We start from the raw sequence: 11,005 nt of genomic DNA on the forward strand, positions 1-11,005 counted from the left end.
GTTGATTTTCTTTTCCGCAAAATTGATCACGAAGCTGCCAATCGTACATAGTGCTGATAAGTTACTGGGGATGGTGGTTGGAGCGTTGGAGGTTGTGCTGATCCTATGGACGGTGTACACCTTTATTATGTATTTTGAAATGGGTACGATCGGAAATCTGATTTTGGAGTATTCCAGAGACAGTAAGATATTAACCTGGATGTATGAACATAATATGCTGGCAACGATTGTGGAGAGATTCTGATTTTCAGAATCTCTCCATTAATATATTTGTAAAAAATTTTCGAATGTTCATCCGAAACCGTTGACTTACATCATAATTTTGCGTACAATATTATCAAATTATTACAATAATGAGATATATTAACAAAAAAGATTTATTTGTTGTAGCAAGAAATTCCGGTATGATAATGATTGGAATCGGAATATTATATTTAATTCCAATAATTGTTGATATAATATATCTCGAATTTAATCTTTTAGGATTTATTGTTCCTAGTTTAATATCCATTGCTATCGGATATGCATTCATGCGAATATTTGATAAATATTCCTCTAGAAGAATACGCCTGAAGCATGGGATGATTATTTCTGCACTGGCGTGGCTATGGGCCGCCATAATTGGTGGACTCATTATGTTAATGGTAAGTGATTTGAGTATCGTCAATGGTGTTTTTGAAAGTATGTCTGCCTTGACTGGAAGTGGAGTTACAATATATCAAAATGTTGAAATTCTACCTAACAGCATCCTATTTTTAAGGTCACTTGAACAATGGGTGGGGGGACTGGGTATCATTGTTATGATTGTTGCAATTTTAACAAGGCCGGGAACATCTTCTTCAAGATTATACCAATCTGAAGCACGAGAAGAAAAACTAAAGCCAAGTATCAAAGCAACTTTGGAACATACCATTAAAATTTATTTAATTTATACTATCGCGGGAATTATCCTATACTTATTGGCAGGGATGCCTATCTTTGACGCCATCTGCAACACTTTCACCACCATCTCAACCGGCGGAATGAGCATTAAAAATGCAAACATGGGATATTATCAAAGCGATGTCATTTATTTTATCTCAATCATATTAATGATTCTTGGAGCAACAAGCTTTTTGGTGCATTTTAAGGTTATTAAAACCAGGGGAAGATCTTTAATTCAAGACCTGCAATTCAAAGTGATGATAACAGTGATTGCCATTGTTACTGTGATTCTTTACTTCATATCCAATATTGTCCCAATGGATCTATTATTTACTGTAGTATCCGCTGCAACAACAACCGGAGCCAGCATTCAGGGTGCTGACTTGATGATGGGTTGGCCCTCATTTGTATTGATATGTTTAATGGGTTTGATGCTTGTTGGTGGTTCAAGCGGTTCAACTGTGGGGGCAATCAAACTTTCAAGAGTAATTATATTCTTTAAAGGAATATACAAACATGTCCGTGAAATCCTATCTCCCGAAGGCAGAGTTGTGCCAATAAAACTTTCTAATGTGAAAATATCCGAAAAAGCTGTTGGAGATAGTGGAAACTATATTACCCTTTATATGATTTGTATCTTAATTACTTGGTCTTTATTCTGCCTATATGGCCACGACCCATTTAAAAGCTTATTTGATACAATATCCATCCAGGGAAATGTGGGTTTGACCCTGGGAGAAATTGATTTTGGCCTTGAAGCCCCTTTAAAAATAATCAGCATATTCAATATGTGGACCGGAAGGCTGGAAATATATCCGGTGCTCATTACATTAAGGGCAGGATTTGAAATTTTCAAAAGATAATATTTATTAATATATGAAAATAAATATTGATTAGTTAACATTAATGAGAGGGGGATGTTATGTATATTATAATTATGGGCGGAGGCCGTGTTGGACTTGCCCTCGCTAACTTACTAATTGATAACGGTCAAGACATCACACTGATTGAAAGTAATGAAGCATTATGTGCAGACGTTGCGGCAGAACTTGATGCATTAGTTATTTGCGGAAACGGAACAAATTCAAAATTGCTCGAAGAGAGTAACATTGAAGATGCTGATTATTTCATTGCAACAACCGGAAATGATGAAGCAAACTTATTATCATGCATTTTAGTTAGAAAATACAACGTTCCAAATATCATTGCTCGCGTAAGCAATCCCGATCACGAAGAAGCATTTAAAGAAGTTGGAATAGACCACGTAATTAGCCCAGAAACTGCAGCCGCCGCACAATTACAGAAATTAGTTACAAGGCCTAATGCTGCTGAGCTAATGACACTCGGCGAAGGTGACGCTGAAATATTGGATATGACAATAACAAATGACAAAATCGTTGGAAAACGTTTTAAAGAAATTTCACCATCCAAAGAATACATTATCATTGCAACATATCAAAATGGAAAATTAATCATACCGCAACCCGATAACACCGTTAGCCGTGGAGAAAAGGTAACCGTCCTCGTTAAAAGAGGGGCATTTAAAAAATTAGCTAAAAAATTAGGGGAATAGATTATAAATAAGAGTAAGATAATCTTATATGATCTTTTCCATTATTTTCCACTATTGGACCATGGCCAGGATAGATATTTTTAACATCCAACATTGTTAATCTTTTAACACTATTTTTCATATCCTGATAATTTCCACCAATATCCATTCTGCCGACGCCACCGCCAGCAAAAATTGTATCGCCGGATATTAAGTTTTCACCATCCCACAAACAGATTCCACCTCTGGTGTGTCCTGGAGTATGGATTACTTCAAAATCCCCAATTTTATCTCCTTCTTCCAGTTCAATGTCCACACGGGTATTGTTAATATCCTCAAAACCAAAAGCAGTTCCTGCAGTCCCCAGAGTATCTTCATTTCTAATAGGTATTGCATCCAATTTATGAACTGCAATTTTAGCATTTGGAAATAGGTGATTTCCCCCAATATGGTCAAAATGACAATGAGTATTTACAACCAACTCTATATCTTCAGGTTCCACACCATTTTCACGAAGTTTAGAGAATAAATAATCTTTATTTTCGCCAGCACCCGTATCCACTAATGTATTTCCATTAATTAGATAACAGTTTGAATCGTAATTGTAACCTACAATAAAAATAATATCTGAACTCATGAAAAATAATATTGTTGATAAAGTAATTAAAATTTTTGAAAAGAAGTTTAAAGTGAAAATGGGGTCACAGGGATTTGAACCCCGATCCTGGGATTTCTCTTGCCTCAGTACTCCAATTGTTCATCACAACGGATACTGTTCAGTTACGCGTATATTTCTTCAAAGACAACTGGAGTCCCAGATGATGCCAGGTTACACCATAACCCCACATAACATACTATATTAAATATATTTTAATAATATATAAAGATTACCCATCAGTTAAAATTTCATTTGTTTGTCAATCCCAGCAATTTCGTCAATTTCCAGACCTTTTTCAAGAGCATAATCTTTTTCTACCTTATAATTTCCATTACGGGTTCGAGGAGTATTTGCAGGTTCTAGAAATAGCCATTTTGTGTATTTGAATCTGACTCCAATGTATGGTTTTGCACCGAATATTTTTGAAAAATCGCAAAGGGCTTCAATTTGAGGAGCATCAATATAAACTTTGTCTTTAGTGGTTGTCTTAACTTCAATAGCCAAATATATTCTACCATTTCCTGCCACAACATCAGGTAATGGGTTTTTAGTAGCTCCACCAGAAGCTGGAGCCCTCATTGCTGCAAAATTCCTTTCCCAAAGTTTATGTACTAAATCCCTTTCTTCAGCAGACCCTTTTTTAGCCATAATTATCTCCTCTAACCAATATTTATAAAAACATAGTATATAAAAAGAATGCGAGAGCATTTGAAAAGTAATTAAAAATAAGAATTATAAAATGGGGCCGGGGCCGAGATTCGAACCCGAGTCCCGGGATCCACAGTCCCGGAGGATGACCACCTACCCTACCCCGGCGTTATACAAATTGGGAGTAAAAAAAATGTTAAAGTGCGGGAGCAGGGATTCGAACCCTGGTAGACCTGCGTCAACAGGTCCTAAGCCTGTCCCCTTTGGCCTCTCGGGCACCCCCGCTTATGAAAACAAAGGATACATAGAAACCATTAAAAATCTTAACAAATTTTTTAAATGCTCCGGCCGGGATTCGAACCCGAGTCTTCGGCTCGAAAGGCCGAAATGATTGGCCGGACTACACCACCGGAGCATACATATACAATAAAGTTTGGTTAACATGGGCCCAATGGGGTTCGAACCCATGGCCTTCCGGTTATGAGCCGGACGCTCTACCTGGCTAAGCTATGGGCCCCTAAAGCGCCGTCGACAGGGCTCGAACCTGTGACCAATCGGTTAACAGCCGAACGCTCTACCTACTGAGCTACGACGGCATATAATAACCCAATTACTCAACCAAATAAAACCCATGTTTAAAAATCAAAAGACTTTAAACAGTAATAATAATTATCATTTGCATACTATATAAAGGTTTTGGTTTTTAGGAATTTTATCGAAAAATAAAGTAAATTTTCAATAAATAGATTATGCAAACTAATATATAAACTTTAACAATCAATATAAAAATATGGATTCTAACATATTTGACTTAATAAAAAATGCGAATGAAACTACATTAAAACACCACAGCAACATAATAACTCTTGAAAGAGCAGTGTTTCTCTCCTGGTGGTGTGATAAAGGAGATTGTGCCTTTTGTTATATGTCTACACAAAAAAATAAAATTAAGGATCCAAAAAAAGCTAGACGAAATATCAGCAACATATATGCAGAAGCAGAAATGTGCAAACGCCTTGATTGGAATATTGAATTTTTGTCTGGAGGATATGAATCCTTTACAACTCAAGAAATTAAACAGATTGCCACAACCATAAAAGACATTACTGGAGAGGGGGTTTGGCTAAATACTGGAATTACTGATGAATTAGACCAGTATGGTCCAGAGATTAAAGGAATTACAGGTGCTGTTGAAGTAGCCAATCCAGAAATTCATGAAAGAGTTTGTCCTTCCAAAAAATTAAGTGATATAAGCAATATGTTAGATGCAGCAGGGGAATTAGGATTTAAAAAAGCAATAACAATCATATTAGGACTTGGTGAAACCCTAGAAGATGTTGACTATATAATTGATTATATCAAAGACCACAAAATCGATAGAGTCATATTCTATTCCCTAAACCCCCACAAAGAAACTATTTATGCTAATTCATCACAACCTGCATCTCTTTACTATGCCCAAGTAGTTTCACAAATCAGATTAGCTTTTCCGGAAATCGAGATTATATGTGGAACTTGGATAGACAATTTAGCAAACATCGGAATATTAATTTTAAGTGGAGCGAATGGCATAACAAAGTTCCCATTATTTAAGATGTTTGGGACAAAATACGGTAAAAGAGTTGAAGAAGAAGTGAAATGGGCAGGACGTGAATTGAAAGGAACATTTACTGATAAAACAAAATTGGGTCCGGAAAAAAGTGAAGTTTCACCAGAACTGAATAAATTCATTAAAAGGTATGTTAATGAATCTCTGAAAAATAAGTACCAATAATATGCCTAAACTTTTTTATTAAAAGAACTCAATTTTGATAATCTTTATAAATCGAATGTAACAAATATAAATATAATATAAATTATTAAAAAATTATCCTAACTGGAGGAGATTATTATTAGTGACGCTGTTGATATGATGTGTGGACTTGAAATCCACGTGCAATTAGAAACCAAATCAAAATTATTCTGTGATTGTCCTACAAATTATCAGGACGCACCTGCAAATACAAACATCTGTCCAGTTTGTTTGAACCAACCAGGTGCAAAACCACACCCCACAAATAAAAAAGCTTTAGAGAATGCATTAATGATAGCTTTAATGCTTAACTGTGAAATTGATCAAGATGTTATTTATTTCATGAGAAAACATTACGATTATCCTGATTTACCATCAGGTTACCAAAGAACCTCCATTCCTATTGGAATTAATGGTGAATTAAATGGAATTAGAATCAGGGAAATTCACGCTGAAGAAGATCCAGGCCAATTCAAACCAGACAGAGGTACCGTTAACTTCAACCGTTCAGGAATTCCATTGGTTGAAATTGTTACCGAACCGGATATTAAATCTCCCGAAGAAGCTAGAAACTTCTTAAAAGAGTTAATTCGTGTTTTAGAATATAGTGGAGGAGCACGTGGTGAAGGTACAATGAGAGCTGATGTAAACATCTCCATTAATGGTGGAAACAGAGTTGAAATGAAAAACATTAACTCCATCAAAGGTGCTTATAAAGCATTGAAATTTGAACTTGTAAGGCAGAAAAACCTTATGAAGAGAGGAGTTGAAGTTAAACAAGAAACTCGTGCATACTTAGAATCTCAAATGATTACTGTTGGAATGAGATTGAAAGAAGATGCCGATGATTACAGATTTATCACTGATCCGGATTTACCTCCAATGAAAATCAGTGATGAAACCATTCAAAGAATTTTAGATACAATGCCTGAAGCTCCACACAACAAAGTAAAAAGATTTGTTGAAGATTATGGTATTGATGAAGAATCTGCAAAAGTATTAACATCAGAACTTGATTTAGCCATTGCTTATGAAGAAGTAGTTAAAGAGGTTGATCCTAAATTCGCAGCAAAATGGATGAGGGATGAACTTAAAAGAGTACTATCTTATAACAAATTAGATTTCGCAGATAGTGGAATTACCGTGGAAAATCTTATTGAATTCTTAAAAATGTTACAAGATAAAGAAATCACTACAAAAGCAGGTCAAAGAATCATTGAACAAATGCCAAATAATGATAAATCACCTAAAGCCATTGCAGAAGAGTTAGGTTTACTTGGTGTCGTAAAAGATGATGAAGTGCTGGCCGCGGTAAAACAAGCAATTGAAGAAAATCCAAAAGCTGTTGACGATTATTTAGCTGGTCAAAAAGCTTCTCTTAACTTCCTAGTTGGACAAGTAATGAGAATAACCCGTGGAAAAGCAGACCCCGGCGAGACTGTTAAATTATTAAGGGAAAATATAGAAAAATAGAGGTGGAAATAATGGCAAGGAAAAAAACATATGTTAACGATTATATGACTAAAAATGTTATTAGCGTCTCTCCAGATACAAAAACAGAAGAAATTATCAGCCTTATGAGAGAAAGTCATCACAACAGTTATCCAGTTGTTGATAATGGTAAATTGGTGGGAATGGTAACTGCATTTGACATCGTGTCAAAAGAATGGGCAGATACAGTTAAAGAATTGATGACCACCAAGTTAGTTGTTGCTAATCAAGATTTATCCATCAATGATGCTTCAAGAGTAATGTTTAGAAGAGGAATTTCAAGAATGCCTGTTGTTAATAAAGAAGGAGAATTGGTTGGAATCATTACCAACACAGATATGGTAAGGTCACACATTGAAAGGTCAACTCCAAATAAAGTAGAATATTTCAAAAAAACCATGGAGCAATTATATGGAATTAAAACTACTTTAAAACACATCCCAGTTGAAACAAATAAATTAAGACCTACACAAGATAAAGTATATGCCGATGAACTTGAAGGAAGAGCATATGAATTAGAGAAAGGTTTGGCAGAACCGGCAATTGTTGTTAAAACTGGAGAAAGATGGATTTTGGTCGATGGGCACCACAGAGCTGTTGCTTCAAAACAAAAAGGCTATAAAACTGTGGATTCATATGTTGTTGATTTAGGCCAGGACATCAAATTAGGTATGGAAAAAACCGCAGATAAAGCAGGAATAAGAACTTTCGAAGATATCGAAATAATTGATGATGACAAACACCCATTAATAGCCCTTACAGAAAGTATTCAAGACCAAGCCTCTAAAGGTGATGAATAGATGGCTAATGATGGGATTATACGGGAAGTATATGAAGTATTAGAGTCAAGAAGAGATAATCCAATCGATTCCTATACCTCAAAAATCATGCAGGATAGTGACAAAAAAGCGGAGGACAAAATACTTGAAAAAATAGCTGAAGAAGCAGGTGAAGTTTTAATAGCCGCCAAGAATGATGAAAATCTAGTATATGAATCAGTGGATTTGATTTTTCACACCCTCCTAATTTTAGTCCAAAAAGGTATAAAAATCGATGAAGTATTTGAAGAATTTGAAAAAAGAAGAAAATAGGTAAAAACATGTTTGATACATTCTCAGAAATGAAATTCCTGTTAAAACAATTAGTTAAAAGGGATTTAACTTCAAAATATAAGGATTCCGTTTTAGGTATCCTATGGAGTTTTTTCAACCCTCTTTTAATTATGTTAGTTTTTACAGCAATTTTCTCAATGTTGTTTGGCAGATCCATTGAAAACTATCCAGTTTATTTCCTTTCTGGAAGGTTAATATATGATTTTTACAATAGTGCTACAAAAGGAGCAATGAAATCCATTAAAAGCAATGCATATATAATAAAGAAGATTTATGTTCCAAAATATATGTTTTCAATAAGTGCAGTTTGTTATGAATTTGTAAACTTCCTGATTTCATTTGTAATCCTATTTGGAGTAATGCTGATTACCGGAGCGCAATTCCATTTAACTTCAATATTTGCAATTGCACCAATATTCTTCCTAGTAATCTTAATATTTGGAATAGGATTGATTTTAGCTGTTTGCAACACTTATTTCTCAGACATTGGATATTTATACAATGTATTTACATTAATCTTAATGTACGCATCTGCATTATTCTACCCGATGGAAATCGTGCCCGCACAGGTTCAAATGATTTTCACATTGAATCCAGTTTATTCTGCGATTTCATGCTTTAGAGAATGTGTCGTATATGGAATTGCACCAAACTTAAGCACCTTATCCTATTTAGCGGTATTTGCATTTACCGTATTAGGCGTAGGAATTCTGTTATTTAACATTTATGATAAAAAATTGTCATTAGAAATTTAGGGAGGTAATATTATGAGTTTAATGGATAAAGTTCTAAGGTTTTTCAGAAAAAATGAAGCACCAGTATTACCTTCAGATGAAGATGGGGAAATTGCAATAGAAGTAAAAGATTTGGTAATGGAATTTAAGGTTTCAAAAGATAAAATTGATACTCTTAAGGAATACATCATTAGAACCATCAAAAGAAACAAAAAGGAAAAACAGAAAATAAGAATTCTTAACGGAATTTCATTTAAGGTCTATAAAGGAGAAAGAATTGGAATCCTTGGATTCAATGGTGCCGGGAAATCCACATTGCTCAAAATTATCGCAGGAATTTATGAACCCACAGAAGGCACAGTTACAATCAATGGGAAAATCGCCCCATTGCTTGAGCTGAGTGCAGGGTTTGACAAAAATTATACCGGGAAAAATAATATTTATCTAAATGGCGCTTTTCTAAGTATGGATGAAGACTTCATTAATGAGAAATACGATGAGATTGTCGAGTTTTCAGAACTTGGCGAATTCATTAACTATCCTGTCAAAAATTACTCAAGCGGTATGAAATCCAAACTAGGTTTCTCAATAGCCACTGTGGTAAATCCCGATATATTGATTATTGATGAAATATTATCCGTAGGAGACATCAAATTTAAACAGAAAAGTTCAGGAAAACTTAAACAGATGATGAGGGATGGCGCTACTGTTCTTTTCGTTTCACATGCACTGCGGGACATCAAAGAAATTTGTGATAGATGCATATGGATTGAAAACGGTAAAGTAGTGATGGAAGGAGAAACCAAGGAAGTTATCGATGCTTACGTTGAGAATAGTAAAAAGTGAAAAGGTTTTATTATGGATAAAAGAGTCATAATGATTATAGCAATATTAATTGTAGGAATAAGTTGCATGTATGTTATTGTTGATCATTCAGATACAATAGGAAATGCAATTACGACCTTCAGTAAAACTAGTGTGACATTGCCTAACGGATTTTCAGTAGGGGAAAGCAATGCAAAATCCGCAGAACTATACAACAAACAAAGCAACGAGAAAATTGACATTCATGACCAAGGAAAAGGAAATCACACAGAAAATAGCTTTAAAAATGTGACAGAAAGCTACAAAAACAATCCGGATTATTCCAACTTTAAGAATGAAACAAAAAATATAAACGGAGTTGATGTATTCCAACTTACCATGGAAAAAAATAATACAATATCCTCCAGTTCAGTTTTCTATCATTACAACCACACTTATCGTGTAGACATGAGTGGATTTAGCGATTTGAATAAACTAAATAAAGACTTAGAGTTTATAATAACTACATTGCAACCGGATTATAAACAAGCACAAGATTAATAGAGGAATAAAGTTGAGTGAATTTAAATTTTCAATTATAATACCCACCCATAATTCGGCAGAAGGCATTGAAAAGACACTCAACTCATTAATTAATCAGACACTTGATTTTGAAAATAACATCGAAGCAATAATTGTTGACGATAAAAGTATTGACAACACCAAAAAGATTTGTGAAGAATATACATCAAAATACCCCAATAATGTGCTGTTTTTTGAAAATGACAATGAAATAGCTAAAAATATTGGACTTGAAAAAGCAAATGGAAAATATATTGGTTTTTTAGAAAATAACGATTACTTATCAAAAAACAGTCTTAATGACATTCTAAAATTTTTTGAAAATTCACCGGACATCAATTTAATAGGCATTCCAATTTATTACTATAAAAATGGTAGAAAAGAAAGGTATCTTGATTATAAAGTGGAAAAGACATCAACATATAACCTTTTAAAACAGCCTGAAAATGTGCAATTATTAGGCCCATCCACTTTTATTCGAAAAGAATCAATTAAAACTTACTTTACAAATAATTTCAATTCATATATTTCATTTTTAAATGACATATTAATAAACAACCCAAATTTAGGCGTTTGCAATGAAGCTAGCTATTATATGGAATATATGGAAGAAAAAATGCTTCCAACAGAGGATACCCTGCTTAATAATGACGAATATGAAAATTTCATTGAAAACAATCTAAATACAATTGTATCCCAAAGTGAAGA

At 34.2% G+C, this 11,005-nt stretch carries 13 protein-coding genes and 6 tRNA genes; 11 read left to right on the forward strand and 8 right to left on the reverse strand.

Annotated features, from left to right (window positions below; genetic code table 11):
- From ACKI4K_RS00710 to ACKI4K_RS00720, 3 genes are all read left to right on the forward strand, one after another.
- Window positions 1-244 (forward strand): hypothetical protein (locus ACKI4K_RS00710; RefSeq protein ID WP_407421283.1); only part of this gene is annotated, 244 nt, incomplete at its 5' end.
- 109 nt (window positions 245-353) lie between these two features.
- Window positions 354-1,787, forward strand: a complete 1,434-nt coding sequence (locus ACKI4K_RS00715) for a TrkH family potassium uptake protein (RefSeq protein WP_407421285.1) — start codon at window positions 354-356, stop codon at window positions 1,785-1,787.
- A 59-nt stretch (window positions 1,788-1,846) separates the two neighbouring features.
- Window positions 1,847-2,497 carry a potassium channel family protein gene (locus tag ACKI4K_RS00720; RefSeq protein WP_407421287.1) on the forward strand — a complete coding sequence of 217 codons (651 nt, stop codon included), beginning with the start codon at window positions 1,847-1,849 and terminating at the stop codon, window positions 2,495-2,497.
- Window position 2,498: 1 nt separating this feature from the next.
- Here the strand turns inward: ACKI4K_RS00720 and ACKI4K_RS00725 are convergent, their stop codons facing one another.
- From ACKI4K_RS00725 to ACKI4K_RS00760, 8 genes are all read right to left on the reverse strand, one after another.
- The gene (locus tag ACKI4K_RS00725; protein ID WP_407421289.1) at window positions 2,499-3,113 is read right to left on the reverse strand and encodes an MBL fold metallo-hydrolase; all 615 of its coding nucleotides are present in this window, start codon (window positions 3,111-3,113) and stop codon (window positions 2,499-2,501) included.
- 59 nt (window positions 3,114-3,172) lie between these two features.
- Window positions 3,173-3,320 (reverse strand) — tRNA-Trp (locus ACKI4K_RS00730).
- A 54-nt stretch (window positions 3,321-3,374) separates the two neighbouring features.
- Window positions 3,375-3,782 carry a Holliday junction resolvase Hjc gene (hjc, locus tag ACKI4K_RS00735; protein ID WP_407421291.1) on the reverse strand — a complete coding sequence of 136 codons (408 nt, stop codon included), beginning with the start codon at window positions 3,780-3,782 and terminating at the stop codon, window positions 3,375-3,377.
- 92 nt (window positions 3,783-3,874) lie between these two features.
- A tRNA-His gene (locus tag ACKI4K_RS00740) sits at window positions 3,875-3,950 on the reverse strand.
- 34 nt (window positions 3,951-3,984) lie between these two features.
- A tRNA-Leu gene (locus tag ACKI4K_RS00745) sits at window positions 3,985-4,067 on the reverse strand.
- A gap of 55 nt (window positions 4,068-4,122) precedes the next feature.
- Window positions 4,123-4,197, reverse strand: a tRNA-Glu gene (locus ACKI4K_RS00750).
- Between the two features lie 28 nt (window positions 4,198-4,225).
- Window positions 4,226-4,299, reverse strand: a tRNA-Ile gene (locus tag ACKI4K_RS00755).
- A 6-nt stretch (window positions 4,300-4,305) separates the two neighbouring features.
- A tRNA-Asn gene (locus ACKI4K_RS00760) sits at window positions 4,306-4,378 on the reverse strand.
- A 194-nt stretch (window positions 4,379-4,572) separates the two neighbouring features.
- Here ACKI4K_RS00760 and ACKI4K_RS00765 point away from each other — a divergent pair.
- From ACKI4K_RS00765 to ACKI4K_RS00800, 8 genes are all read left to right on the forward strand, one after another.
- A complete protein-coding gene (locus ACKI4K_RS00765) occupies window positions 4,573-5,556 on the forward strand; it encodes a radical SAM protein (RefSeq protein WP_407421293.1) in 984 nt (327 codons plus the stop codon).
- A gap of 135 nt (window positions 5,557-5,691) precedes the next feature.
- Window positions 5,692-7,047, forward strand: a complete 1,356-nt coding sequence (gatB, locus tag ACKI4K_RS00770; protein ID WP_407421295.1) for an Asp-tRNA(Asn)/Glu-tRNA(Gln) amidotransferase subunit GatB — start codon at window positions 5,692-5,694, stop codon at window positions 7,045-7,047.
- A gap of 11 nt (window positions 7,048-7,058) precedes the next feature.
- Window positions 7,059-7,865 (forward strand): CBS domain-containing ParB/RepB/Spo0J family partition protein, encoded by an 807-nt coding sequence (locus ACKI4K_RS00775; RefSeq protein WP_407421297.1) that lies wholly within the window; start codon window positions 7,059-7,061, stop codon window positions 7,863-7,865.
- Entirely contained in the window at window positions 7,866-8,156 is a 291-nt protein-coding gene (gene hisE, locus ACKI4K_RS00780) for a phosphoribosyl-ATP diphosphatase (RefSeq protein WP_407421299.1), read from the forward strand.
- Window positions 8,157-8,164: 8 nt separating this feature from the next.
- A complete protein-coding gene (locus ACKI4K_RS00785) occupies window positions 8,165-8,932 on the forward strand; it encodes an ABC transporter permease (RefSeq protein ID WP_407421301.1) in 768 nt (255 codons plus the stop codon).
- Window positions 8,933-8,944: 12 nt separating this feature from the next.
- Window positions 8,945-9,757 carry an ABC transporter ATP-binding protein gene (locus tag ACKI4K_RS00790; protein WP_407421303.1) on the forward strand — a complete coding sequence of 271 codons (813 nt, stop codon included), beginning with the start codon at window positions 8,945-8,947 and terminating at the stop codon, window positions 9,755-9,757.
- Window positions 9,758-9,769: 12 nt separating this feature from the next.
- Complete coding sequence (locus ACKI4K_RS00795; RefSeq protein ID WP_407421305.1) at window positions 9,770-10,276, forward strand: hypothetical protein; 507 nt, start codon at window positions 9,770-9,772, stop codon at window positions 10,274-10,276.
- Window positions 10,277-10,289: 13 nt separating this feature from the next.
- The coding region (locus ACKI4K_RS00800; protein ID WP_407421307.1) for a glycosyltransferase family 2 protein at window positions 10,290-11,005 on the forward strand (716 nt) is incomplete at its 3' end.

The sequence above is a fragment of the Methanobrevibacter sp. genome, from assembly GCF_045644645.1.
GTDB lineage: Archaea > Methanobacteriota > Methanobacteria > Methanobacteriales > Methanobacteriaceae > Methanocatella.

Coding starts and splice junctions, on each gene's coding strand:
- ACKI4K_RS00715 (WP_407421285.1), top strand. CDS start 354: ATGAGATATATTAACAAAAAAGATTTATTTGTTGTAGCAAGAAATTCC.
- ACKI4K_RS00720 (WP_407421287.1), top strand. CDS start 1,847: ATGTATATTATAATTATGGGCGGAGGCCGTGTTGGACTTGCCCTCGCT.
- ACKI4K_RS00725 (WP_407421289.1), bottom strand. CDS start 3,113: ATGAGTTCAGATATTATTTTTATTGTAGGTTACAATTACGATTCAAAC.
- hjc (WP_407421291.1), bottom strand. CDS start 3,782: ATGGCTAAAAAAGGGTCTGCTGAAGAAAGGGATTTAGTACATAAACTT.
- ACKI4K_RS00765 (WP_407421293.1), top strand. CDS start 4,573: ATGGATTCTAACATATTTGACTTAATAAAAAATGCGAATGAAACTACA.
- gatB (WP_407421295.1), top strand. CDS start 5,692: ATGATGTGTGGACTTGAAATCCACGTGCAATTAGAAACCAAATCAAAA.
- ACKI4K_RS00775 (WP_407421297.1), top strand. CDS start 7,059: ATGGCAAGGAAAAAAACATATGTTAACGATTATATGACTAAAAATGTT.
- hisE (WP_407421299.1), top strand. CDS start 7,866: ATGGCTAATGATGGGATTATACGGGAAGTATATGAAGTATTAGAGTCA.
- ACKI4K_RS00785 (WP_407421301.1), top strand. CDS start 8,165: ATGTTTGATACATTCTCAGAAATGAAATTCCTGTTAAAACAATTAGTT.
- ACKI4K_RS00790 (WP_407421303.1), top strand. CDS start 8,945: ATGAGTTTAATGGATAAAGTTCTAAGGTTTTTCAGAAAAAATGAAGCA.
- ACKI4K_RS00795 (WP_407421305.1), top strand. CDS start 9,770: ATGGATAAAAGAGTCATAATGATTATAGCAATATTAATTGTAGGAATA.